Here is a 22909-nt window from a genome sequence, read left to right as displayed (position 1 = left end):
CTCTCGCCCCCTCGCCGCTCATGTCGCCCGGGCCGCGGCGGGCGCGGCGCGGGCCCCCCCCCCCCCCCCGCCCCCGGCTGCCGCGCCCGTCGGCTCAGAAGGCGAACACCCCGGCGCCCGCCGCCTTGGCCCGGCACCGGTTCGCGAACGTCGAGTGCAGGGCGACGTTGCGCCCGCGCCAGTTGCCCTCCACCGCCACCCTGTACGGCTCGGAGGACAGCGGGCAGGCGCCGTTGGACCGGCGCAGCGCCGACAGCCGCCCCTCCACCGCCCGCAGCCGGTCACAGGCCGCCTCCGGGCTCGGGTGGTCGCCGCCGTCGGGGTCGCATTCCAGCTCGTACGTCACGGGCGCGTGGCCGTGCTCCGTCACCGTGATCCGCAGGGACGCCCGCGAGTGCGCCGCCATGGCCGGCAGGGCGGCCGCCATCAGGAAGGCCCCGCACAGCGCGGTTACCTTGAGCGATCTCATGCCTGTCCTCTCCGTCGGTGGCACGGCCCGCCCGGCCCACGACGTGGGTGAACGATGTGACCGAGGGGGCTGATGTGCCGTCTGTGCACTCGAGTCGTACCCGTCGGCCCCGACGGCGGCGGCCATGGATCGTCCCCGATTCGGCCATGTGATGGGGCCGGCCGGCAAAGGACGCAGAAAAGGGACCCGCTCTCGCGGGTCCCCTCTCGTGGTGCGACGCGCCGGTCAGGCGGGCACGGAGGCCACGCCCGGCGGCAGGAAGCGGGGCCGCGCGAACCCGGCCCGGTCCAGCAGCGGCGTGACGCCGCCGAGGTGGAACGGCCAGCCCGCCCCCAGGATCATGCACAGGTCGATGTCCTGCGCGGCCGCCACCACGCCCTCGTCCAGCATGATCCGGATCTCCTCGGCCAGCGCCTCCAGCACCCGGCGCCGCACCTCCTCGGCGGTGGACGGCGCGTCACCGCCCGCGAAGAGCGCCACGGCCTCCGCGTCGAGCGAGAAGTCGGGCGCGTACACGCCCGGCTTGCCCGAGGCGACCAGCTTGGCCATGCCCTCCGAGACGCCGAACCGCTCGGGGAAGGCCGCGTGCAGCGTCTCGGCGACGTGCAGCCCGACGGCCGGCCCGACGAGCTGCACCAGCGCGAACGGCGTCATCGGCAGCCCGAGGTCGTCCAGCGCGTGCTCGGCCACCTCCAGCGGCGTGCCCTCGTCCACGGCCGCGATGACCTCGCCCATGAACCGGGTGAGCAGCCGGTTGACCACGAACGCCGGGGCGTCCTTGACCAGCACCGACGACTTCTTCAGCGCCTTGCCGACGGCGAACGCGGTGGCCAGCGTCGCCTCGTCGGTCGACGCCCCCCGGATGATCTCCAGCAGCGGCATCACCGCCACGGGGTTGAAGAAGTGGAAGCCGACCAGCCGCTCCGGGTGCGCCAGATCGGCGCCCATCTCGGTCAGCGACAGCGACGAGGTGTTGGTGGCCAGCACGCACTCGGCCGGCACCACGGCCTCGACCTCGGCGAACACCTTCTTCTTGACCGCCATGTCCTCGAAGACCGCCTCGATGACGAAGTCGGCGTCCGCGAACGCGTCCTTGGTCAGCGACCCGGTCACCAGCGCCTTGAGCCGGTTGGCCTGGTCGGCCGAGACCCGGCCCTTGGCCAGCAGCTTGTCCACCTCGGCGTGGACGTAGCCGACGCCCTTGTCCAGCCGCGCCTGGTCGAGGTCCGTCAGGACGACCGGCACCTCCAGGCGGCGGGCGAACAGCAGCGCCATCTGCGAGGCCATCAGCCCCGCGCCCACCACGCCGACCTTGGTCACCTTGCGGGCCAGCGACTTGTCGGGGGCGCCCGCCGGCCGCTTGGCCCGCCGCTGCACCAGGTCGAAGGCGTACAGGCCGGCCCGCAGCTCGTCGCTCATCAGCAGGTCGGCCAGCGCGTCGTCCTCGGCGGCGAAGCCCTCGTCGCGCGAGGCCGTGCGGGCCAGCGCCACCAGGTCCAGCGCCCGGTACGGCGCGGGGGAGGCGCCGCGCAGCTTCATGTCCACGAGGAAGCGGGCGTCGGCGACCGCCTTGTTCCAATCGTCGCCGTCACGCGAGGGCCGCTCGACCGTGACCTCGCCCTTGACGACCCGGGCCGCCCAGCGCAGCGACTCCTCCAGGAAGTCGGCGGGCTCGAACACGGCGTCCGCGACGCCCAGCTCGTACGCCTGCGCGCCCTTGATCATGCGGTTCTGCGACAGCGGGTTCTCGATGATCAGCTTGATCGCGTTCGCCGGGCCGATCAGGCGTGGCAGGAGCTGCGTGCCGCCCCAGCCCGGCACCAGGCCGAGGAAGCACTCCGGCAGCGCGACCGCCGGGACGCCCGACCAGATCGTCCGGTACGCGCAGTGCAGCGCGATCTCCAGACCGCCGCCCATGGCGGCGCCGTTGACGAACGCGAACGACGGGATCCCCAGCTCGCCCAGCCGGCGGAACACGTGGTGCCCGAGCGCGCCGATCGCGAGGGCCTCCTCGCGCGAGGTGACCGAGGCGGCGCCCTTGAGGTCGGCGCCGACGGCGAAGATGAACGGCTTGCCCGTCACGCCCACCGCCACCAGGTCGTTGCGGGCCGCGATCTCCGACAGCGCGCCGTTGAGGGCGAACAGGCCGTGCGGGCCGAACGTGTTGGGCTTGGTGTGGTCGAAGCCGTTGTCCAGCGTGATGAGCGCCATCGTGCCGGCGCCGTACGGCAGCTCGACATCGCGGACGAGCGCCTTGGTGACCACCTCGTCGGTGCTGCGCTCGCTCAGCAGGGCGCGCCAGGTGTCGATGTTCGTCATGCCAGGTTCTCCCAGATCACGGTGCCGCCCATGCCCATGCCGACGCACATGGTGGTGATGCCGTAGCGCACGTCGGGACGCTCGGCGAACTGGCGGGCGAGCTGTGTCATCAGCCGCACGCCTGAGGAGGCCAGCGGGTGGCCGAAGGCGATCGCGCCGCCGTACGGGTTGACCCGGGAGTCGTCGTCGGCGATGCCGAAGTGCTCCAGGAACGCGAGCACCTGCACCGCGAACGCCTCGTTGATCTCGAACAGCCCGATGTCGGAGATCGACAGCCCGGCCAGCCGCAGCGCCCGCTCCGTGGACGGGATCGGGCCGACGCCCATCACCTCGGGGTCCACGCCGGCGAACGCGTACGACACCAGCCGCATCTTCGCCGTCAGCCCGAGCTCCTCGGCGACCTCGCGGGCCGCCACGAGGCAGCCGGTGGCGCCGTCGTTGATGCCGGAGGAGTTGCCCGCCGTCACGTGCCCGTGCGGCCGGAACGGCGTCTTCAGCGCGGCCAGGCCCTCCAGGGTGGTGCCGGGGCGCGGCGCCTCGTCCTCCACCGCGAGGCCCCAGCCCTTCTCGGCCGTCCTGATCGCGGTCGGCACCAGGTCGGGCTGGATCTTGCCGTCCGCGTACGCCTTGGCCACCTTCTCCTGCGACAGCACCGCGTACGCGTCGGCGCGCTCCTTGGAGATCGCCGGGTAGCGGTCGTGCAGGTTCTCGGCCGTCATGCCCATGACGAGCGCGCTCGGGTCGACGAGCTTCTCCGACAGGAAGCGCGGGTTGGGGTCGACGCCCTCGCCCATCGGGTGGCGGCCCATGTGCTCGACGCCGCCCGCGATGGCCACGTCGTACGCGCCGAACGCGATGCCGCCCGCGACCGTGGTGACGGCGGTCATCGCGCCCGCGCACATGCGGTCGATGGCGTAGCCGGGCACGGACTTCGGCAGCCCGGCCAGCACCGCCGCCGAGCGGCCGATGGTCAGGCCCTGGTCGCCGATCTGGGTGGTCGCGGCGATCGCGACCTCGTCCACGCGTTCCGGCGGCAGGGCCGGGTTGCGCCGCATGAGCTCGCGGATGACGCGGACGACCAGGTCGTCGGCGCGGGTCTCCGCGTACAGCCCCTTCGGCCCCGACCGGCCGAAGGGGGTGCGCACGCCGTCGACGAACACGACGTCACGAGAGGAAGGCACGGGGTTCGCTCCTCGTTGCTGGACTGCTGTCGCGCCTATGCTACTCGTCGGTAACTAGGGAGTGGACGCGGGCGGCCACGCGCGCTGAAACTGCTGGTGCGTATGAGGTTGAGAACAATCTACGGGCTTGCTGTGAAATTTCCGGACAAAGGTGGGTCGAGTCTGTTAGGAAAGGTCGCGCACAGTTATGCACTAGAGAGGTCACAGAGTGTCGCGCGACGAGAACGATAGGTCGTACGAGGACGGTCAGGCACGACCGTTGAACCCGGAGTTGACCGGCGACGTGCTGTCACCTCGGTGGAGCACCGACGACACGGATGAGCAGCCCGCCATCGTGGTCTCGGGCAGCGAGACGTACATCATGCCGTCGGACGGCTCCCAGGACGCCTCCTCCGCGTACGCCTCCCAGGAGGGCTCCTCCGCGTACGCGTCGCAGGAGGGTTCGTCCTCGCACACCCCGCAGGACGGCTCGTCATCCTACGCTTCGCAGGACGGCACGTCCTCGTACGTTTCCCAGGACGGCACGTCCTCGTACGGCTCGCAGGAGGGGGCGGCGGCCGCGTACGCCGAGCTCCAGTCCGCCGACGACCGGTACACGGACGCCGACAGCGGCGCGCACCGGTACGCCGACGCCGACAGCGGCGCCCACCTGTACGCCGGTGAGGCGGGCGGCTACGCCGACGCCGACAGCGGCTCCCACCGCGTCCAGGACGCGGACGACCACGGCGACCCCGCCTACCTTCCCCTCGACAAGAGCTACGAGGGGTCCCACGGCGACGAGGCGGGCGACACGCGGCGCGGGTTCCTGGGCTCCGGCTGGACCGACGCGAGCCGGGACGCCGCCGCGGGGGACAAGGAGGTGCGCCGCCGTACCAAGGTGCTGGTGGCCGCCGCGGCCGCCGTCGTCCTGCTCGGCGCCGGCGCGGGCTGGATGCTGACCGGCACCTCCTCCGACGACCCCTGCGCGACGGAGCGCTGCGCCAGCGCCGGCCGCGTCAGCGCGCCGCCCACCGAGTCGGCCGCACCGGAGCCCGAGGACACCGGCGAGGCCGCGGACGAGCCGGAGGACTCCGCGACGCCGGAGCCGTCCACGTCCCGTACCGCCGCCCCGACGCCGACCGCGGTCAAGGTCCGCGCCACGCGCACGCCCGCGCCGCGCGTCACGCGCACCCGCGTGGGCCAGCCGACGACCCGCGCCACCACCAGGGCCACCCGGCAGCCGACGACTGTCGACGACGGCGACACGACGCGCAAGGCCGACGTGGACGCGAAGACCTCCGACAAGGAGTCCAGCACCGAGACGACCACCCAGGCGCCCGCCACCACCCAGGCGCCGGCCCCGGCCCCGTCGGAGACCTCGAAGGGACTGTTCGACTACCTCTTCCCGTGGAGCTGATCGCGGCCCCTGGGCCGGACACGGTACGTTGAGCTGACTCGTCGCCCGGGGAAGTGGAAGCTCGGACCGTTGGGCTGACTTGTCGGCCGGCCGGTGTCTCGGACGGCTGGGCTGACCTTGTTGGCCGGGGAGCGGGATCTCGGACGGCTGGGCCGACTCCTTGGCCGGGGAGCCGGAATCCCGGACCGTTGGGCTGACTCGTCGCCCGGGGGGCCGGAAAGCCGGCTCGTGGAGCGAGCCGGCTGGTGGAGCCCGGAGTCGGGAGCTGGATCCGGCCCGTGGATCTTGGTTCCGGCGCCGCCGACGGGCTGCACGGGGCCCGATCTGGCCTTATGGGGTCGGGCGTGTAAGGATGCGGACCCGGGGGCCGGTCTGCAAGACTGGGAAACCGCTTTCCGGGGAGGTCTCGTCGTGGTCACGCTGGAAGACGTCGCCAGGCAGGCGGGTGTCTCGCTCGCCACCGCCTCGCGGGTGCTGAACGGCAGCACCCGCCAGGTGGGCGCCGACCTGCGGGCGCGGGTCGAGCGAGCCGCCGACGAGCTGGGCTACCGCGCCAACATGGCCGCCCAGACCCTGGCCCGTGGCGCCAGCAACGTCATCGGCATCGTCGTCCACGACCTGACCGACCCCTACTTCGCCGCCCTCGCCGACGGCGCCATGCGCGCCGCCGCCGGCGAGGGCCTGCTCGTCATGGTCGGCACGACGCACCGCGACCCCGAGCAGGAGATCGCCTACGTCGCCACCATGAACGCCCAGCGCGTGCGCGCCGTCCTCCTGGCCGGCTCCCGCGTGGACGACCCCGAGGTGACCGGCCGGCTCCGCCGCGAGCTGGACCGCTACCGCGCCAGCGGCGGCCGCGTCGCCTGCGTCGGCCAGGACCTGCTCGGCGTCGACACCGTGGCGCCCGCCAACTACGAGGGCGGCGCGGCCCTCGCCCGCTCCCTGGCCGGGCTCGGCCACACCCGCTTCGCCGTCCTCGCCGGGCCGCCGCACCTGATGACCGCCCGCGACCGGTGCGCCGGTTTCGTCGCCGCCGTCGAGGAGCTCGGGCTGCCCGAGCCGCGCGTCGTCCACGGCCCCTTCGACCGCGACGGCGGCTATGTGGCGGCCGGCGAGACCGGGGACGCGACGTGCGTGTTCGCGGTCAACGACGTGATGGCCGTCGGGGCGCTCGCCTCCTACCGCGACCGGGGCGTGCGCGTGCCGGACGACGTCTCCGTGGCGGGCTTCGACGACATCGCCACGCTGCGCGACCACGTCCCGGCGCTGACGACCGTGCGGCTGCCGCTGGCCGACATGGGGTCCCGCGCGCTGGTGCTGGCGCTGGCCGCGAGTGAGACGCCGACCGTGGACCACGTCCAGGGCGAGGTGGTCCTGCGCGAGAGCGTCCGGGACGTCCGGTGACCCTGCCGGACGCTCGATGAGACCTGCGGCGGCGTGCGAAGGACGCGCGACAGACCTCCGGAAAGGCGCTTCCTGGTGGAGCTTCCCTGGCCGCGCTTCCTGGAGGGGGGCGGGAGACTCGGGGCGTGCGCTTACCCGGGCGGGCACCGAAGGGGATGGCGGCGTCCCGCTCCTTGCCTTGGCGGGGTCGGGACCTCGCTCGTCTGCCCCTCCGCGTGGCCGGGGCCTCGCCGCCCCTCTGCCCACGCGCGGGCCGAGACCTCGCCCCTCCGCGACTGCGCGGGGCGTCTCCGGTGACTCCGGTGACGGGGCGTGCCCGCCCCGCGTGCCGGCGACGTACGTACACGACGACCCACGCGACATACGACGACAAATCAGGACGGCTCATGAGGGGGACGCGGTGAAGCTCGCGGTCAGCACGCTCGGAATGCCCGGAGACGGGCTCGACAGGGCGATCGAGGTGGCGACCGCGCACCGGTGCGACGGCCTCGAACTGCGCCTCCATCCCGACACCGGCGTCCACGGCGGGATCACCCCCGGGGAGCGGCGCTCGGCCCGAGACCGCGTGGAGCGGGCCGGGCTGGAGATCTCCGCTCTGGCCGGGTACGTGCGGGTGTGCGAGCCGGGCCCGGACGAGCCGTTCGTGGAGGCGCTGCGTGCGGACCTGGAACTGGCCGCCGCCCTCGGCGCTCCCGGCGTCCGGGTGTTCCCGGGCGGCGAGGACCCGGCCGTGGGCGCGCGCCGGCTCCGCGCGGTCTCGGACACGGCCGCCCGCCTGGGCGTCACGGTGCTGGTCGAGACCCACGACGCGATGGCGACCGGCGCCGCCGTGGCCCGGCTGCTGGAGACGGCCGACCGGCCCGAGACGACCGGTGTCGTGTGGGACCTCCTGCACCCGTGGCGCCACGGTGAGGCGCCCGCCGACACGCTGGCCGCGCTCGGGCCGTGGCTGCGGTACGTGCAGGTCAAGGACGCCGTCTCGGCCGAGGACACGACTCCGGTGCCGATGTGGACGGGTTCGGTCCCGCTCGACGAGTGCGGCGAGCTGCTGCGCGCGGCGGGCTACGACGGGTGGGTGTCGCTGGAGTGGGAGCGGACCTGGTACCCGCAGGTGGCTCCGGTGGAGGAGATCCTGCCCGGCGCCGCCGACTGGGTCGCCCGCTTCGCCCCGGCGGTTTCGGTCGGGGACGACCGGACGAGGGACGACCGGGCGAGCGACGATCGGGCGAGCGACGATCGGGCGAGGGGCGCTGTATGAGGGACAAGGTGCTGGTCGTCGGGATGGACGGCCTGCGCTTCGACCGCCTGGTCGCCATCCGGCCGCCGGTGCTGTCGGCGCTGATGTCGACGGGCGCGTACGGGACCAGCACACTCCCGTACGGTGAACCGGAGGCGCCCCGGACGGAGTCACCGGGCCAGATCGTCCCGGAGGCACCCGCCGGGTCTCCGTCCCCGGCGTCCGCTGCCTCGGTGTCCGGGGACTCGGGGTTCGGGGACCCGAGGATCGGGCCTGTGGCGCCCGCGATGAAGGACGCCCGCGCGACCGAGGGTGCTTGCGCGACCGAAGACGAGTCCGTGCGTGTGATCCGGGCGCGGACCGACTCCGGGCCTGGGTGGGCGTCGATCGCGACCGGCGTGTGGCCGGACAAGCACGGCGTCGTGGACAACGGCTTCGCCGCCCCTCAGTTCACGAAATATCCGGACTTCTTGACCCGAGCCCAGGAGGCCCGGCCCGACCTCGTCACCTCCGCGTTCTTCTCGTGGGCCGCCCTCGCCGAGCACGGCGCGTTCGGCCCCTCCATCGGCACCCGGTTCGTGCTCGACGGCTACGCCCTCACCTGGAGCGTCGCCGACCGTCAGGTCGCCGACGCGGCCCGCGATCACCTGGCCGGTACGGGCCCCGACCTGTCGTTCGTCTACCTCGGCGACACCGACGAGGTGGCCCACGCCCTCGGCCCCCTGTGCCCCGAGTACACCGACGCGCTCCTGCTCCAGGACGCGTACCTCGGCGGCCTCCTCGACGTGATCCGCGCGGCCGTCGTTCGGGCACGAGCGCTGGACGGTCCTCGTCACCACCGACCACGGTCATGTGGACGCGGGCGGTCATGGCGGCGTGTCGGGCGAGGAGCGGACGGTGTTCGTGATCGGCGCGCGGCTGGGGGAGGACCTCGGCGGCGTACGCCTCCAGGATCCCCGGCCGGTGGACGTGGCCCCCACGGCACTCGACCGGCTCGGCGTCGCCGTGGACCCGGCCTGGGACCTGGACGGAGTGCCGCTGGCGTTCTGAAGCCCCACCCGTGACCGGCCGCGACCAAGACCCCGCCCGGCCCACGACACATCCCGCCTGGCCCGCGACACGCCCCGCCTGGCCCGCGACACGGACCCGGCCAGGCCCGGGCCCCCGAGGCGTGCCTGTACAGCCCCTCGGGTCGGCTCACGTCACGGCCTGAATCTCTCGCGATCCGGCCTATGTTTCATCAGGTGTTGAATTTCTCGCCGCGAGGGGTGACACTCATGTCGAGAAGCTGAACACCGAGGGTGATGCAGATGAACACGGCACTGGAGTTCTCCGAGATCGACGCCTCCATGCTGGCCGAGGTGGGCGGAAAGGGCGCCAACCTGGGTGAGATGACCAGGGCCGGGCTGCCGGTCCCGCCCGGATGGGTCCTGACGACCGACGCGTACCGCCGGGTCGCCGAGGCCGCCGGCCTGGACGAGGTGATCGCCGAGGGCGGTCCCGGGCTGGCGGCGGCGGCCAGGGAGCGCCTGCTACGGGCTCCGGTGCCGGAGCCGGTGGCCAAGGCGGTCGCCGCCGCGTACGAGCGGCTCGGCGGCGGCCCCGTCGCGGTGCGCTCGTCGGCCACGGCCGAGGACCTGCCGTTCGCCAGCTTCGCCGGGCAGCAGGACACGTACCTCAACGTCGTCGGCGCCGACGACGTGCTCGACGCGGTCCGCCGCTGCTGGGCGTCGCTGTGGACCGACCGCGCCGTCGCCTACCGCGCGTCCAACGGCATCGACCACGCGTCGGTACGGCTGGCGGTGGTCGTCCAGGCGATGGTGCAGGCGGAGGTCGCCGGGGTGATGTTCACGGCCGACCCGTTGACCGGGCGGCGGCACCGGGCCGTCATCGACGCCGCCCCCGGCCTGGGCGAGTCCGTCGTCTCCGGGGCCGTGAACCCGGACCGGTTCGTCGCCGACCCCGCCACCGGCGAGATCCTCGAACGCCGCGCCGGCGACAAGCGCGTGGTGATCCGCTCCCTGCCCGGCGGCGGCACGGAGCGCCTGGACCGTACCGGCTCGGACGAGCCCTGCCTGACGGACGCGCAGGTGCGCGAGCTGGCCACACTCGGCGCGCGTGTCGAACGCCACTACGGAGCCCCTCAGGACACGGAGTGGGCCGTCGACGCGTCCGGCGCCCTCTGGCTCACCCAGGCACGGCCCATCACCACGCTGTTCCCGCTGCCCGCGCCCACCCGCGACGGGCTGCGCGTCTACTTCAGCGTCAACGTCGCCCAGGGCGTCATGGGCCCGCTCACCCCCATGGGCCTGGCGGGGTTCCAGCTCACCGCGTCGGGCGCGGCGGGCCTGTTCGGGTACGCCCCCAAGGACCCGCGCCGGGGGCCCGCGTTCATGTCCATCGCGGGGGAGCGGCTCTGGCTGGACCTGACCACGGCCGTACGCAGCCGGGCCGGCCGCGTCATCCTGCCCAAGGCGCTGACGCTGGGGGAGGCCCGCACCGCCGCCGTGCTGGACGGCCTGTTCGCCGACCCCCGGCTGTCGGTCGTCCACACCTCGCGCCGGCCGTTCCTGAAGGGGCTCGCCCGCTTCGCCCGAACCGTCCGCGCGCCGGTCCGGGTGCTGGAGGCGTTGTTCAGCCCGCGCGCCGCCCTGGCGTACACGCGGCGCCTGGGCGACGACCTCGACCGGCGGCTGCGCGTGCCGGCCGACGCCACCCCCGTCCAGCGTCTCGAGCACGCCGAGCGCATGCTGCGCGGCGCCTTCCCCGCGATCATCTCGATCATGCCGATCGTGATCACGGGGTACGGCCTGTTCGCGCTGGCGTCGCGGCTGTCGGGGGTGCCGATCAGCGACATGCAGAACGTCCTGCGCAGCCTCCCCGGCAACCCCACGACCGAGATGGACCTGGAGCTGTGGGACCTGGCCACGCGGGTGGAGCCCGAACCGTTCCGGGAGCTCCCGGTCGGGGAGCTGGTGCGCCGCTACCGTGAACGCGAGCTGCCGCCGAAGGCCCAGCGGGGCGTCGAGGAGTTCCTCCGGCGCTACGGCCACCGGGGCGTCGCCGAGATCGACCTGGGCCTGCCCCGCTGGTCGGAGGAGCCGGCGCACATCCTCGGCGTCCTGGCCAACTACCTGCGCATGGCCGACCCCGGCGATCTGGCCCCGTCTGTCCTGTTCGCCAGGGGCGACGAGGAGGCGCGCCGTACCGTGGACGCGATCGCCGCCCGGGCCCGCCGCCGGGGCGCCCTGCGAGGGGCGGTCACGCGCTTCGCGCTGCGGCGCACGAGGCGGCTCGGCGGGCTGCGGGAACTGCCCAAGTTCTACCTGGTCAAGATCCTCGCCGGGGTACGGCAGAGCATGCTCGTGGTGGGGGAGCGGCTCGTGGCGGCGGGACTGCTGGACGAGCCGGGGGACATCTTCTACCTCCGCTTCCAGGAGGTGCGGGAGGCGCTGGGGGCTTCGGAAGGGGGCACGTCGCGACCGGACACGTCCATGACCGCGCCGGGGACCTCCGCGACTGTGCCGGAGAGCTTCGCGACCGCGCCGGGGACCGTCGGCTCCAGCCCGGGAAGCAAGCCCCCCACCTCGCTCGGGACCCCCGCCACCTCGCCCGGGGCGCCCGCCGCGCTGCGCGAACCGGTGGCGGCCCGCCGGGCGGCGTACGAGCAGGAGGCGCGGCGCCGCCACGTGCCCCGGGTCATGCTGTCGGACGGCACCGAACCCGAGGCCGTCGCCACCGCCATGTCCGGCACGGCCACCGAGGGCGCCCTCACGGGCACGGCCGCCTCGGCGGGCACGGTCACGGGCCCGGCCCGCGTCGTCCTGGACCCGGTCGGCGCCCACCTGGAGCCCGGCGAGATCCTGGTCTGCCCGTCCACCGACCCCGGCTGGACACCGCTGTTCCTCACGGCGGGCGGCCTGGTCATGGAGATGGGCGGCGCGATGTCCCACGGGGCCGTGGTGGCGAGGGAGTACGGCATCCCGGCCGTGGTCGGAGTGGCCGACGCCACCCACCGCATCACCACCGGCCGGCAACTGACCGTGAACGGCGCCTCCGGCACCATCACCCTCGACTGACCGGGGCTCCGCCCCGCACCCCCGGGCGAGGGCCTCCCGGCCCTCGCGCTCCCAGGCCCGGACCAGTGCGACAGGCTCCTTCTTCCTGGCCGCCGCCGGGCAGGCGTCTGGACCGGTGCCGTCAGGGGCAGGTGGGGTCCCGAGGGCCGCGCCGAATCGGAGCCGGATCACGCCAGGTCACCCAGGCGTTCATCGCAGAGCCGGCGCCTCCAGCGCGGCCTGGGGCACCTTGACACGCTCAGGCCCTGGGGTGTGCCGGTCAGGTGCGGAGGAAGGCCAGGATGGAGTCGGTCTGGTCGAAGATCACGTGCCCGACTCCGGGCAGGACACGCACGGCCGCGTGGGGGACGCACCGGCGGATGCGCCAGGTGGTGTCGGCGGAGTCGAGCATGGCGTCGCGGTCGCCGACCGTCACCAGCATCGGCTGGGTCAGGCGGCGCAGCGCGTCGTCGGAGAACGTGGGCAGGCGTGCCCGGCGTGGCTTGAACTGCGCGAAGGTCAGCACCACGTCATCGAGGACGGATTGGTCCTGCGCCTTTTCCAGGCCCGCGGCGCTTCGTGCGGAATGCAGATCATCGTGGCCGGTCCCGCTGACACCGTGAGCCGTAGTGAGCCGTAGTGGGTCGCGGTGGCGTGCCCAGAAGTACGGTGTCCGGTTCCGCCGGTGAGGCATGCCCGATCTGGGTCTGAAGCGTGCACACTGCGATGGGTTGGCATGGGAAGAGGTTGCCGGTAAGAAGGCAGGTGATCGACGACACCCTCCGACGCGACCACGAGCGCCTTCGCCGCACTGCCTCGCCGGCGGGACAGCGGACAACCTCCGAGCCCGATCCAAGGTGAGTCCATGAGCCGCATCGAAGACCGCACGCCCCCTCTTCCCGGGCACCCCGTCCGAACGGACAAGATCGCGCGCGGCGGGCCTTCCTGGCGCCACCGGATCTCGGTCCCCCTCGTCCTCACCGGACTCCTGGGAATCGCCGCCTTGGCCTGCGCCCTCTTCCTCCCCCGCTATCTGCTGGCGTGGGATCTGGGAACGGCGAAGCCGCCGGCCGACCATGCCGCCGCCGTGAACAACATCCGCACCGCCTTGCTGCAGGGGGTCGGGGGCTTGGTGCTCTTGATGGGCGCCTACCTCACCTGGCGCCAACTCCAACTCAGTCGCCACGGGCAGGCCACCGAGTCCTTCGCCGCGGCCATCGCGCATCTGGGCGACACCACCGTGGACGTCCGCATGGGGGCCATCTACGCCCTGGAACGCATCGCCCGCTCCTCCACAGCCGACCGCCGCGCCATCGGTGAGATTCTCTCGGCGTTCGTCGCCACCCGAGCCCGCGATCCTCAACGAGGTGGCCGGCACGCGCACCGCATGACCGCAGCGCCTGGCGGGTCTGTCAATCTCTCCCTCCGTGCCCCCGACATCCACGCGGCGCTGACCGTCCTGGGCCGCCGGGAACCGGTCCGAGGTCAGGTGCTCCGTCTCGATCGCGTGGTCCTGCCCAAGGCCGACCTCGCCTCGGCCCGGCTCCGCGATGTGGATCTCCACTTCAGTGACCTGACCGAAGCCTCCTTCGTCGGAGCCGATCTGACGCGGGCCGATCTCACCGGAGTGCGGCTCGCGGGGGCGATCCTCGCCGACGCCACCCTCTACCAGGCCGACCTGCGTGACGCCGTCCTGACTGGCGCCATCGCCGAGGGCGTCGACCTCCGGGGCACCGATCTGAGCAAGGCCGATCTGCGAGACGCCAACCTGCGCGGCGCTCGCCTGGACTACAGCGATCTCCGCGCGGCCACGCTGAGCGGCGTCGTTCTGACCGGTGCTTCGCTGAAACGGGTGGTCTTCGACGAGAGCACCGCATGGCCCGACGGCTTCGACCCCTCCTTGATCAGACCGACACGGTCGCGAACGTTGCCGCCCATCCGTCCCCGGACCTACGACGAGTTCGCCGTCAAGGCGGCGACTGCCGAGAACGCCCCGCTGACCGAAGCCGAGTGAGCCGTGACGAGCCGGCTGACCTCCTCCTGAGAGAGGGGGACGGCGCCGTAGAACGTCTGTTGGTTGACGTCGGTGACGGTCAGCAGGGTGAGGTGGGCGGCGGCGAGGTCGGCGTCGTCGATCCGGAGCAGCCCGAGTTCGGCGATCCGCCGCGGGTACGGCGCAAGGCGCCGGCCGCGGGCGGTCACCCCACGTGCCGCAGCGGCAGGACCGGCGCAGTCGCCCGGCCGCGCCCGAGGGGAGTCCACCGCAGCAGGAGCAGGCTCAGCCCGATCAGCGCGTCCACCGCGAGCAGCCCCCAGTTCAGCACGGTGAACGTGTGTACCTGCGCCTGGGTGACGCCGGGCAGCTCGCCCAGCCGGACGATCGACGTCCATTGGCCCCGCGTGCCGGTCAGGAGCAGCGTCAGCCACACCGCGAGGACCTGCGAGGCGTCCCAGAGGGCGTGCAGGGCGACCACCACGGCGTACCAGCCGAGCAGCGGCGTCCGCAGCCGGGGCCGTCCGCTGCGGCTGCGTGCGGCGGTCGCGAAGAGGGCGCCGCCCAGCAGTGCCGTCCACAGCCCGTGCCCGACGGGTGCGAGCACCGCACGCAAGGCCTCCGTCTCGACCAGGTTGAGCAGTGACAGGCCGCGGGAGGTGAACAGCGCGTTGAAGGCGTATCCGGCGCTTTCGAGCGCGGCGAAGCCGAAGCCCACGGCCGCGCCGAGCACCATGCCGTCGCGTCGGGTGTAGAAGGGCAGGCGCCGGGCGACCAGCCACAACGCGGCCAGCTTGACACCCTCCTCGATCAGGCCGATCGCCGGGTATGTCCAGCCCGACGCGTGCGTCAGGAACGCCGACTCCAGGAGCGAGGCGCCCAGCACGCCCAACACGCCGCCGTACACGAACGCGGTGAAGACGCGCTGGGCGGTGATCACGGCGTCGCCGTGCCGGAACGCGAAGGCGACGAACGTGACCGGAACCAGGAAGCTGCCGACCAGGATGATGGTCGGGACCAGATTCGAGTTGCCGGTGACGAACGTGACCACCACGGTCGCCGCCCAGAGCACCGACCCGCCGAGGAAGATCCGGACCCAGCTCGGGCCTGGACGCGGCCGTCCCGTCGAGGTGTGGGGTACGACGTCGGCATGGCTGATCGACAATGACTTCACCGCAGGCTCCTTCCGGGGAGCGTCCCAGGGTTCCCCCACCAGGATGTCCGCCGCGGCCGCCGCTGTCGTCCTGGCCAGCGGCCATTCCGGCTACCTGCTGGCTGGAATGCCGTCGCCCTGCCGGTCGCCGGGGATCGGCAGTTCGGCGCTCAGCGCGGTGCCGTCGCCGGGCGGGCTGACCAGCGTGAACGTGCCGTCGAGCGCTTCGACGCGGTCGGCGAGCCCCAGCAGGCCGGAGCCCTCGTCCGTCGAGGCGCCGCCCACACCGTCGTCGGTCACCTGCAGCCGTAGTATCCCGTCCGCCAGGCGCGCCCGCACGGTCACGGTCGTGGCGTGGGCGTGCTTGGCCGTGTTCGTGAGCGCTTCGGAGACCACGTAGTAGGCGGCCACCTCCACAGGTTCGGGCAGCCGGGCGCGCACGTTCAGCTCCAGCTCCACCGGTACGGCGCTGCGGCGGGCCAAGGTCTTCAACGCCGGCCCCAGTCCGGCCTCGCTCAGGATTGCCGGATGGATGCCGCGGGACATCTCGCGCAGTTCGTCGACCGCCTCGCCCAGCCCTTCGGCCAGCCGGTCGAGCGGCTCGGCGAGCCCGGGCCGGTCGGGCGGCAGCCCGGCCTGGGTGGCGCGCACCTCCAGCATGAGCGAGACGAGCCGCTGCTGGATGCCGTCGTGCAGGTCGCGTTCGATGCGGCGGCGGGCCTGGTCGGCGGAGGTGACGATACGCGAGCGGGAGGCGGCCAGTTCCGCCCGCTGCCGGGCGAGTGTCGCGGCCATCGTGTTGAAGCCGCGTTCCAGGACGCCCACCTCGCCGGCGCCGCGCACGGACACGCGTGCCTCGAGGTCGCCGTCCGCCAGGCGCCCGGCCGCGCCGGCCACCCGCCGTACCGGAAGCACCACCGCACGGGTGAGGTAGCCGGAGTAGGCGCCGATCACGGCGACCGACGCGATCAGGCCCGACACCCCCACGGCGCTCGCGCGGTGCGCCGCGGCGTCGGAGTGCTGCTGCTCGGTCCGCACCATCGACACCTCGGTGGTCACCAGCGCGTCGAAGTCCGCGCGCATCGCGTCCACGCGGCGCTCGCCCTCGGCGGTTTCCGCCGTCCGCGCCCTTGCCGGGTCGCGATGTATGGCCTCCACGAGGGGGACGGAGTAGTCGTTGATGTAGGAGGCGCCGGCCGTGGTGATCGTCCGGGCCTGGGCGCGCTGGGCGGTGGTGCCGGCCACGACGTGTTCCAGCGCACTCGCCTGGCCGGGAAAGGCCGCGATGGCATCGCGCCAGGGCTGGAGGTACGTCTCCTGGCCGGTGAGGGCGAAACCGCGCTGGCCCGTCTCCATGTCGATGATCAGACGTTCCAGCCGGTTGGCCCTCGTCAGGACCTCTGCGGAGCGCTGCTCGCGAGTCTGGGCGTCGCGCAGGTCGGCGATCGAGGCCAGCAGCACCGCGAAGGCCCCACCCACGATGAGCGTGAGCACGACTCCGGCCGCCACCGTGCGCGCGGTCAGACCCCGGCGGACGTCGTCCGCTCGTCGAGGTGACCGACGGAGGAACATTCCCGGAGTGTACCGATAATGGGGTTGAGGTCGGATAATGCCCGCATGGCCGGTACGCAGGTGGTTCTCGCCGACGACGACGTCTTGCTGCGCGAGGGGCTCGCCAGCCTCCTGGAGCGCTCAGGTCTGGAGGTGATCGGCCAGGCCGGCGATGCCGGGCAGTTGCTGGCTCTGGTGCGCGAGACACGGCCGGAGCTCGCCATCGTGGACATCCGGATGCCGCCGACCAACACCGTGGAGGGGTTGCGCGCCGCCGCGCAGATCCGCGAGCAGCATCCCGAGATCGGCATCCTGGTGCTGTCGGCGCATGCCGACGCCGAGCACGCCATGCAGCTGCTGGCCAGCGGCAGAGGGATCGGTTACCTGCTCAAGAGCCGGGTGACCGACGTGGAGGAGTTCGTGGACACGGCCCGGCGGATCGCCAGGGGCGGCTCGGTGGTGGATCCGGCGCTCGTTCAGGAGCTGGTGTCGGCCCGGCGCCGCGACGACCCGCTCGACGTGCTCAGCGCCAGGGAGCGCGAGGTGCTGTCGCTGATGGCCGAGGGGCGCTCCAACGCGGGCATCGCCCGGCGGCTGTGGGTGACCGAGGGGACCGTGGAGAAGCATGTGCGGAGCATTCTCGCCAAGCTCGGGCTGACCGAGACCGACGACGACCACCGCAGGGTGCTGGCCGTCCTCACGTTCCTGGAGGCTCGCTGAGCAACTGCCGGATGGCCGGCCCGGACAGCCCGGACTTGGGCAGGAACCCGATCGCCGGGCTCTCGTCGACCAGGTGGTCCAGGTCGGCCGCGTCCCGGGTGGAGATCATGATGACCGGAACGCGGTCCAGGCGGCCCGCCACGTCGAAGCCACTCTCCTCACACAGCCCGACGTCGACCAGCGCCACGTCCGGCCGCAATGCCGAGGCCAGGGACTGCGCCTCGGCGCCGGTCGTGGCCACGCCGACGACGCGGACGTCCTGCAGCTCCAGCAGCCGGCGCGCGGCTTCCATGAACCGCCGGCTGTCATCGACGATCAGGCAGCGCAACTCCACGGCTCCAGGGTGCCACTCGCACCCGGCGCCGGACATTCCCGCTAGCTGGAAGCTCCTCGTCCGCGTCACCCGGCCTCTGGTGGCCGCAGCCCTGGTGGCCGCAGCCCTGGTGGCCGCAGCCCTGGTGGACCGCGTTCGGGGCCACCGGCACGCCCCCGGTGACAGGCGACCCCGAACGCCCTCGCCGGCGCCGGGTCAGGCGGACTCGGTCGGCAGGCCCGCCTCGACCCAGTCCTGGATGCCCTCCTTGTACTTGCGGACGTCGGTGTAGCCGAGGGCGGTCAGCCGGTTGGCCACCTGCCCGCTGTTGGGGCACGCCTCGTTGGAGCAGTACGTGACGATCGCCGCGTCGCGGTCCGGGAGCAGCGTGGCCGCCTGGGCGTCCACGTCCGGCGGGGCGAGCGGCAGGGCGCCGGGCAGGTGCTGCTTGGCGTGGTACTCCCCGCCGAGCGCGTCGACGACCGTCACGGCGCCGGCGTCGATCGCGGCCTTCAGCTCGTCACGCGTGATGAGTGCGGTCATGATTCCACCTCCGAGAGGAAACGGACTATAGTCCGGCTATGGCCAAGGACAATACCGGACCGCAGTCCGCTTCTGCAAGGTCGCTGGAACTGCTGATGACCCGCCCGCCCAAGGAACGGGCGGACGCCTCACGCAACCGGGCCGCCGTGCTCGACGCCGCCGCCCGGCTGTTCGCCGAGCACGGGGTGGAGGGGGTGTCCATGGACCAGATCGCCGCGGCGGCCGGTGTCGGCAAGGGCACGCTGTTCCGCCGCTTCGGTGACAAGGCGGGGCTGGCGGTGGCGCTGCTGGACGCCCGGGAGCGGGTGCTGCAGGAAGGGATCCTGCACGGGCCGCCCCCGCTGGGACCCGGCGCGGAGCCCGCCGAGCGCCTGGCGGCCTTCGTCGACGCGTACCTCGACTACCTGCTGGAGCACCTGGCGGTGATCCGCATGTCGGAGGCGGGCTCGCCGGGGGCCCGTTACCGGCTGGGGGCGTACCGGTTCTGGCATCGGCACGTGGCGATCCTGCTCGACGGCACCCCCGACCCCGAGCACGCCGCCCACGCGCTGCTGGCCGCGCTGTCCGCCGTGCACGTGACGGCGCTCCTGCCCGAGCTGGGCGAACGCCGCATCCGTGAGGGGGTGCTCCGGCTGGCCCGCTCCCTGCGCCGTACGGGGGGCGGTACTCCTGGGCGTTCCTGGGCGGGCGGCGCGCCGCCGCGCGTCTCGTTCAGGAGGAGCCAGGGTGAGTGACCTGGGTCATCTCGCCAGGACGGCGGACGGGCGGTCGTTCGTGGTGACGAACCTGCCGACCGCCCGGTGCCGGCGTGTCGGCGGCACATGCGGTGAACGTGATCATCGCTGTACGGGGCGTGGTGGAACGTGAGCTCCTCTTGTGTTTCCTTCCTGGGGGACGGATCATTTCGATCACCGGTTGGGCTGCCCAAGAAGTCGCGTGACCTTCGTGCTGTCTCGTGCTCAGGAAGGACGATTCATGATCCGTCGCGTACTGGCCGTCGCCGCCATGACCACTGCCGCGCTCGCCACCGTGCCGGCCGGCGCGCAGGCCGCCCCCGCCTGCCGGGCCGGCTACATGTGCAACACCCAGTACTTCTCCGACGCCGCGCGCACCAACCTGGTCGGGGTCAAGACGGAATTCTGCAGTGGTGAGGTCTCGACCTGGGGCAGGCTCAACGGCTACATCACGTGGTCCACGAGTCCCTGCACCTGAGACGACGCATCCGGCAGGGCGCGCGCCTGCGGCCCTGCCGGATTTCTCCGCATGCGTGACCTGCCTCGGCCGAGGGTGGCCGGCGGGCCGCGAGGGTCATGAGACGGTCGCGGGCGTCGACTGGTCCGAGGTCGTGGCGGCCTTGGTGGGCGCCTCGTGGCCAGGGGTGGGCTCGGCGGGGTCGGTGCAATCGCCTCGGCAGTAGCCGTGGGTGACGATCAGCCGTCCGCGGGCGGGTGTGTAGGCGGTGGCATCCACGGCGACGGTGACGCCCTGGCACCTCGGGCAGTTGAGCGGCTGATCGGCTGTCATGAAAGACCCTTCACTGTCCTCGCGCGGGCAGTCGTGGCCGGCCACCGCGCGCCGTTGTTCCTCGTCGGGGAGTCGGTCGCCACACGCCTCGCCCGTCCTGCGCGGTGCCGGTGCGGGGCGATGTCGCCTGCGCCGGCGTCACGGAGCGGCATATGGGTCACGTGCTCACCATGCCGGACGCCACCGACAATTTCCGAGAACGCTCCTGGACGCCTGTGGGCCGACACTCCCGGACGCCGGCCGGCCCCACTGTGTCGTGCCGGGGGGCCTCAGCTCAGGGTGGAGAAGGTGGCCTCCGGCTCCTCCCGCTTCGTCAGGAGGTTCCAGGCGGTGTCGGCGATGTCGTCGGGGTCGAGGGTCTTCGCCGCCAGGCCGCTGAGCGGCCCGGGCCGGGAGGTGATCATCCGGTGGATGTCGCCGCGCTCGACCAGCCCGCCGATGGTCAGCAGTCCCGCGTACACGCCGGTCCCCGCGAGCCCCGCGTTCAGGGTCAGGACGTAACCGCGCAGGGCCGCCGAGGAGACGGCCAGGGCGCCGAGCGGCGGCATGGGGACGGCGCCGCTCAGGCCGCCCGCGAACAGCAGCCCGCCGCGCCCGCGTTCGAGCATGCCCGGGAGCACCTCGCCCACCGCGGCGACGGCCGGGTACACCCAGCCCTCCACCGACTCCCGGACGCTCGTGACGTCGGCCCGCGTGATCGGCGCGGGCATGGTGGCCGGGTCGGCCGCGCCGGGGCCGAAGTAGAGCACCTCGACGGGCCCGTGCCGGTCGGCGATCGCGCCGAGGACTCCGGGGAGCGCGCCGAGGTCCCGCGCGTCCGCGGCGTGCGCGGTGGCCTCGACGCCCTCGGCCGCCAGCTCGGCCACGTATCCGGCGTGCCGGGCGGCGTTGCGTGACACCAGCGCCACCGGGTGGCCCTCGCGGCCGAGCCGCCGGGCGATGGACATGCCGAGCCCGGGCCCGGCTCCGACGACGACGGCCGGGCCACGGGAGGGAGATGTGGACATGGGGGAGTCCCTTTCTGCGCGTCTGCGGCCACACCCGGTAAGTTGAGGATAGTCTCAAGTTGTGTGGCATGCGGACGCTAACACAAACTTGAGGGAACCCTCAAGATGTGAGCTTGGCGACGTCGGGGGCGTAGACGGTCATCCAGTGCGGATGCAGCCGGTAGAACACCACGTCGTCGTCCCAGTCGAAGGCGGTCTCGCCGTAGAAGTCCTTGAAGTAGGCCAGCAGGTCCGGCCAGTCCGCGGCGGGCTCGCCGTCCCGGGGGTTGAGGATCTCCACCGTGCCGTGCGTGAACACGCCCAAGTCCTCGCCGCGCATGTGCGCGACGCTGGCGGCCGGGCGGGCGGCGAGGTGGCGGGCCTTGGCGGCGTCGCGCGCCGTGCCGAAGTGCCACCTGCCGCGCAGGAAGTGCCCGTCCGCGCCGCTGATCCGCGGCTCGCCCTTCGCCGTCACCGTCGACAGGGCGAGGGTGCGCATGCCGGTGAGGATCTGGGTGAGCTGCTCCGCGGTCATGGTGTGCCCCGTGACGATCGAGCGGAGGTGCGAGGTGGAGCGGGAGAGGGAGGAGTCCAGGAGCTCCTGGAGCTCTTTGAGGTCTTCTGGCGTCTCGCGCATCGAGGTCCTTGTCTGTGCGTGGGCAGGGCCGACGTCCATCATCGACGCCGGCCGGTGAAGCCATGCTCGACCAGAAACCAGACACCCTGTGTCATGTTTTCAGCCCGGCATCACGCGTCCGACGCGGAGGCGGGGCAGGCCGGCGACCGGGCGACGCCGGTGACGAAGGACCGCACGTCCCCCGGCTCGCCGACGGTCTCGAAGGTGCGCCGATGCGCGGTGGCGGGAGGGGCGGTCATGCCGGGCTCCCGCTGGAGCAGGCCGCGCGGGCCTGGCCCGGGTCGATCACCGCCAGCTGTTCGGCCAGCGCCGGGCGGGCCCCGCGCAGCAGGAGCCGACCCGGCGTGGCGGCGACCGCGCCCACCAGCAGGCGGGCGATCGCGGCGTCGGCGAACGTCAGCTCCGCCAGGTCCACGACGAGGGGAAGGGCCCCGTCGGACAGGAGCCGGGCGTCGGCCACGAGATCGTGCAGCACGCCGGCCAGGGCCTCGCTGTTGCTGCGGTCGGCCGCCCCCGCAAGCTTCAGCCCTTCGGACCCCCGGCGGAGGCGCAGCATCGGCGCCCACTCCTCGTGGGCGCCCGCCCCGGCCCGCGCGGTCGCCGGGTGGGCGGCGCTGATGTGGTCAAGCTCGGCGCTGGTGAACAGCCGCCGGTCGTAGCAGCACAACGCCATCGCGTAGCCGCCGGCGAAGATCCGGTTGGCCTGCGCCTCGTACCAGGCCAGCCGCTTGATCCCGGGTGTGGCGCGGACCGTCCAGCCCATGTCGGCGGCGACCCGCAGCGCGCTGTAGCCCTGACCGCGCGCCCGGGCGATCGCGGCCCGCCAGCCGTCCAGGGCGCGCTCCGCCTCGAACGCGCCACCCGCGAGGTAGGACTCCTCGGCCGTGGTCACCTGGAGCTGTCCGGTGCGCTGGGGCTCGCGCACCTCCACCCCGTACGCCTGCGCCGCCGCCAGGAACGCGTCGGGCAGGAAGGTGTCGGTGAAGTACAGGACCTGCTCACCCCGCGCGAGGCCGCCGCGCAGGAAACGGACCAGGGCCGCCAGATGCCGCTCGTGGTCGTCGAACGTCCAGCAGACGTGGTCCCCGGGGAGGAGGTGGTCGACCGTCGTGGGATGTGCCATAAGGTTCCGCGAGGCTATCGCTTGTTTGACCAGCAAGGAAATGGCTTCCCTGATACTGTTCTTGCGCGTTCTCCGAAAACGCCGGTCAGGGCTTGGCCGTCGCCTACTCCGGCTGCCGCAGTCGGGGAAAGCGAGAAGCCGCTCCCTTCAGGGTGCGGAGGAGTCACGGACCGCTTCTCGCCTTCGGAGGGGCGGCAGGACGGTTAGGTGCCCCTCTCCTTGAGCGTGTCACAAGGGCACAGGCGCCGTCACTTTGCGGGCGCCGTCCCCTCGGGAGCGGCGCCCGAACAGATGGACCGAAC

At 73.0% G+C, this 22909-nt stretch carries 23 protein-coding genes; 9 read left to right on the top strand and 14 right to left on the bottom strand.

What is annotated here, in order from left to right; translation table 11 throughout:
• Window positions 1–94 precede the first annotated feature (94 nt).
• The 3 genes from AB0H81_RS22875 to AB0H81_RS22865 all read right to left on the bottom strand — a co-directional run bounded on the left by AB0H81_RS22875 (window position 95) and on the right by AB0H81_RS22865 (window position 3948).
• The gene (locus AB0H81_RS22875) at window positions 95–469 is read right to left on the bottom strand and encodes an SSI family serine proteinase inhibitor (RefSeq protein WP_358377872.1); all 375 of its coding nucleotides are present in this window, start codon (window positions 467–469) and stop codon (window positions 95–97) included.
• A gap of 225 nt (window positions 470–694) precedes the next feature.
• Window positions 695–2788: a 3-hydroxyacyl-CoA dehydrogenase NAD-binding domain-containing protein gene (locus tag AB0H81_RS22870; RefSeq protein ID WP_358377869.1), complete on the bottom strand. Its 2094-nt coding sequence runs from the start codon at window positions 2786–2788 to the stop codon at window positions 695–697.
• On the bottom strand, window positions 2785–3948 hold the full coding sequence (locus AB0H81_RS22865; protein ID WP_358377878.1) for a thiolase family protein: 1164 nt from the start codon (window positions 3946–3948) through the stop codon (window positions 2785–2787). Before AB0H81_RS22865 ends, AB0H81_RS22870 begins: the two co-directional genes overlap by 4 nt.
• Window positions 3949–4228: 280 nt before the next feature.
• Here AB0H81_RS22865 and AB0H81_RS22860 point away from each other — a divergent pair, with 280 nt between their 5' ends.
• The 5 genes from AB0H81_RS22860 (at window position 4229) to AB0H81_RS22840 (ending at window position 12085) form a co-directional block, all read left to right on the top strand.
• Window positions 4229–5365, top strand: a complete 1137-nt coding sequence (locus tag AB0H81_RS22860; RefSeq protein ID WP_358377866.1) for a hypothetical protein — start codon at window positions 4229–4231, stop codon at window positions 5363–5365.
• Window positions 5366–5776: 411 nt separating this feature from the next.
• Window positions 5777–6769, top strand: a complete 993-nt coding sequence (locus AB0H81_RS22855; protein ID WP_358377863.1) for a LacI family DNA-binding transcriptional regulator — start codon at window positions 5777–5779, stop codon at window positions 6767–6769.
• 400 nt (window positions 6770–7169) lie between these two features.
• On the top strand, window positions 7170–8027 hold the full coding sequence (locus tag AB0H81_RS22850) for a sugar phosphate isomerase/epimerase family protein (protein ID WP_358377860.1): 858 nt from the start codon (window positions 7170–7172) through the stop codon (window positions 8025–8027).
• The gene (locus tag AB0H81_RS22845) at window positions 8024–9070 is read left to right on the top strand and encodes an alkaline phosphatase family protein (RefSeq protein WP_358377857.1); all 1047 of its coding nucleotides are present in this window, start codon (window positions 8024–8026) and stop codon (window positions 9068–9070) included. Before AB0H81_RS22850 ends, AB0H81_RS22845 begins: the two co-directional genes overlap by 4 nt.
• Before the next feature lie 246 nt (window positions 9071–9316).
• The gene (locus AB0H81_RS22840; RefSeq protein ID WP_358377854.1) at window positions 9317–12085 is read left to right on the top strand and encodes a PEP/pyruvate-binding domain-containing protein; all 2769 of its coding nucleotides are present in this window, start codon (window positions 9317–9319) and stop codon (window positions 12083–12085) included.
• Window positions 12086–12344: 259 nt separating this feature from the next.
• Here AB0H81_RS22840 and AB0H81_RS22835 read toward each other — a convergent pair whose 3' ends face one another.
• Entirely contained in the window at window positions 12345–12593 is a 249-nt protein-coding gene (locus AB0H81_RS22835) for an alpha/beta hydrolase (RefSeq protein WP_358377851.1), read from the bottom strand.
• Window positions 12594–12929: 336 nt separating this feature from the next.
• Here AB0H81_RS22835 and AB0H81_RS22830 point away from each other — a divergent pair, with 336 nt between their 5' ends.
• A complete protein-coding gene (locus tag AB0H81_RS22830) occupies window positions 12930–14078 on the top strand; it encodes a pentapeptide repeat-containing protein (protein ID WP_358377848.1) in 1149 nt (382 codons plus the stop codon).
• On the opposite strand, the gene AB0H81_RS22825 is transcribed toward AB0H81_RS22830, so the two are convergent.
• The 3 genes from AB0H81_RS22825 to AB0H81_RS22815 all read right to left on the bottom strand — a co-directional run bounded on the left by AB0H81_RS22825 (window position 14015) and on the right by AB0H81_RS22815 (window position 16782).
• Window positions 14015–14266 (bottom strand): TetR/AcrR family transcriptional regulator C-terminal domain-containing protein, encoded by a 252-nt coding sequence (locus tag AB0H81_RS22825; RefSeq protein ID WP_358377845.1) that lies wholly within the window; start codon window positions 14264–14266, stop codon window positions 14015–14017. The genes AB0H81_RS22830 and AB0H81_RS22825 overlap by 64 nt on opposite strands.
• On the bottom strand, window positions 14263–15231 hold the full coding sequence (locus AB0H81_RS22820) for a PrsW family glutamic-type intramembrane protease (RefSeq protein ID WP_358377842.1): 969 nt from the start codon (window positions 15229–15231) through the stop codon (window positions 14263–14265). The genes AB0H81_RS22825 and AB0H81_RS22820 overlap by 4 nt, the downstream gene beginning before the upstream one ends.
• A 90-nt stretch (window positions 15232–15321) precedes the next feature.
• Window positions 15322–16782 (bottom strand): CHASE3 domain-containing protein, encoded by a 1461-nt coding sequence (locus AB0H81_RS22815; protein ID WP_358377839.1) that lies wholly within the window; start codon window positions 16780–16782, stop codon window positions 15322–15324.
• 45 nt (window positions 16783–16827) lie between these two features.
• Between AB0H81_RS22815 and AB0H81_RS22810 the strand changes: the two genes are divergently transcribed.
• Window positions 16828–17481 (top strand): response regulator transcription factor, encoded by a 654-nt coding sequence (locus tag AB0H81_RS22810; protein ID WP_358377836.1) that lies wholly within the window; start codon window positions 16828–16830, stop codon window positions 17479–17481.
• Here AB0H81_RS22810 and AB0H81_RS22805 read toward each other — a convergent pair.
• Complete coding sequence (locus tag AB0H81_RS22805) at window positions 17459–17815, bottom strand: response regulator (RefSeq protein ID WP_358377833.1); 357 nt, start codon at window positions 17813–17815, stop codon at window positions 17459–17461. The genes AB0H81_RS22810 and AB0H81_RS22805 overlap by 23 nt on opposite strands.
• Window positions 17816–18010: 195 nt before the next feature.
• The gene (locus AB0H81_RS22800) at window positions 18011–18337 is read right to left on the bottom strand and encodes a rhodanese-like domain-containing protein (protein ID WP_358377830.1); all 327 of its coding nucleotides are present in this window, start codon (window positions 18335–18337) and stop codon (window positions 18011–18013) included.
• Window positions 18338–18375: 38 nt separating this feature from the next.
• Here AB0H81_RS22800 and AB0H81_RS22795 point away from each other — a divergent pair, with 38 nt between their 5' ends.
• Both AB0H81_RS22795 and AB0H81_RS22790 read left to right on the top strand, forming a co-directional pair.
• Window positions 18376–19071, top strand: coding sequence for a helix-turn-helix domain-containing protein (locus tag AB0H81_RS22795; RefSeq protein ID WP_358377827.1), 696 nt, complete (start codon window positions 18376–18378; stop codon window positions 19069–19071).
• A gap of 241 nt (window positions 19072–19312) precedes the next feature.
• Entirely contained in the window at window positions 19313–19549 is a 237-nt protein-coding gene (locus AB0H81_RS22790; RefSeq protein WP_358377824.1) for a DUF6289 family protein, read from the top strand.
• Between the two features lie 96 nt (window positions 19550–19645).
• Here the strand turns inward: AB0H81_RS22790 and AB0H81_RS22785 are convergent, their stop codons facing one another.
• The 5 genes from AB0H81_RS22785 to AB0H81_RS22765 all read right to left on the bottom strand — a co-directional run bounded on the left by AB0H81_RS22785 (window position 19646) and on the right by AB0H81_RS22765 (window position 22607).
• Window positions 19646–19861, bottom strand: a complete 216-nt coding sequence (locus tag AB0H81_RS22785) for a hypothetical protein (protein WP_358377821.1) — start codon at window positions 19859–19861, stop codon at window positions 19646–19648.
• A 269-nt stretch (window positions 19862–20130) separates the two neighbouring features.
• A complete protein-coding gene (locus tag AB0H81_RS22780; protein ID WP_358377818.1) occupies window positions 20131–20868 on the bottom strand; it encodes an SDR family NAD(P)-dependent oxidoreductase in 738 nt (245 codons plus the stop codon).
• Window positions 20869–20968: 100 nt separating this feature from the next.
• Entirely contained in the window at window positions 20969–21484 is a 516-nt protein-coding gene (locus tag AB0H81_RS22775) for a pyridoxamine 5'-phosphate oxidase family protein (RefSeq protein ID WP_358377815.1), read from the bottom strand.
• 110 nt (window positions 21485–21594) lie between these two features.
• On the bottom strand, window positions 21595–21723 hold the full coding sequence (locus tag AB0H81_RS22770; RefSeq protein WP_358377812.1) for a hypothetical protein: 129 nt from the start codon (window positions 21721–21723) through the stop codon (window positions 21595–21597).
• Entirely contained in the window at window positions 21720–22607 is an 888-nt protein-coding gene (locus AB0H81_RS22765) for an MEDS domain-containing protein (protein ID WP_358377809.1), read from the bottom strand. Before AB0H81_RS22765 ends, AB0H81_RS22770 begins: the two co-directional genes overlap by 4 nt.
• Window positions 22608–22909 lie beyond the last annotated feature (302 nt).

This window comes from Nonomuraea sp. NPDC050691, assembly GCF_040654455.1.
Lineage (GTDB): Bacteria > Actinomycetota > Actinomycetes > Streptosporangiales > Streptosporangiaceae > Nonomuraea.
This window is presented reverse-complemented; position numbering and strand designations above follow the sequence as displayed.

What these genes read in the sequence shown, in the direction of transcription:
- AB0H81_RS22875 (WP_358377872.1), bottom strand. Translation starts at nt 469, where the DNA reads ATGAGATCGCTCAAGGTAACCGCGCTGTGCGGGGCCTTCCTGATGGCG.
- AB0H81_RS22870 (WP_358377869.1), bottom strand. Translation starts at nt 2,788, where the DNA reads ATGACGAACATCGACACCTGGCGCGCCCTGCTGAGCGAGCGCAGCACC.
- AB0H81_RS22845 (WP_358377857.1), top strand. Translation starts at nt 8,024, where the DNA reads ATGAGGGACAAGGTGCTGGTCGTCGGGATGGACGGCCTGCGCTTCGAC.
- AB0H81_RS22840 (WP_358377854.1), top strand. Translation starts at nt 9,317, where the DNA reads ATGAACACGGCACTGGAGTTCTCCGAGATCGACGCCTCCATGCTGGCC.
- AB0H81_RS22830 (WP_358377848.1), top strand. Translation starts at nt 12,930, where the DNA reads ATGAGCCGCATCGAAGACCGCACGCCCCCTCTTCCCGGGCACCCCGTC.
- AB0H81_RS22815 (WP_358377839.1), bottom strand. Translation starts at nt 16,782, where the DNA reads ATGTTCCTCCGTCGGTCACCTCGACGAGCGGACGACGTCCGCCGGGGT.
- AB0H81_RS22810 (WP_358377836.1), top strand. Translation starts at nt 16,828, where the DNA reads ATGGCCGGTACGCAGGTGGTTCTCGCCGACGACGACGTCTTGCTGCGC.
- AB0H81_RS22800 (WP_358377830.1), bottom strand. Translation starts at nt 18,337, where the DNA reads ATGACCGCACTCATCACGCGTGACGAGCTGAAGGCCGCGATCGACGCC.
- AB0H81_RS22795 (WP_358377827.1), top strand. Translation starts at nt 18,376, where the DNA reads ATGGCCAAGGACAATACCGGACCGCAGTCCGCTTCTGCAAGGTCGCTG.
- AB0H81_RS22790 (WP_358377824.1), top strand. Translation starts at nt 19,313, where the DNA reads ATGATCCGTCGCGTACTGGCCGTCGCCGCCATGACCACTGCCGCGCTC.
- AB0H81_RS22785 (WP_358377821.1), bottom strand. Translation starts at nt 19,861, where the DNA reads ATGACAGCCGATCAGCCGCTCAACTGCCCGAGGTGCCAGGGCGTCACC.
- AB0H81_RS22780 (WP_358377818.1), bottom strand. Translation starts at nt 20,868, where the DNA reads ATGTCCACATCTCCCTCCCGTGGCCCGGCCGTCGTCGTCGGAGCCGGG.
- AB0H81_RS22775 (WP_358377815.1), bottom strand. Translation starts at nt 21,484, where the DNA reads ATGCGCGAGACGCCAGAAGACCTCAAAGAGCTCCAGGAGCTCCTGGAC.
- AB0H81_RS22770 (WP_358377812.1), bottom strand. Translation starts at nt 21,723, where the DNA reads ATGACCGCCCCTCCCGCCACCGCGCATCGGCGCACCTTCGAGACCGTC.
- AB0H81_RS22765 (WP_358377809.1), bottom strand. Translation starts at nt 22,607, where the DNA reads ATGGCACATCCCACGACGGTCGACCACCTCCTCCCCGGGGACCACGTC.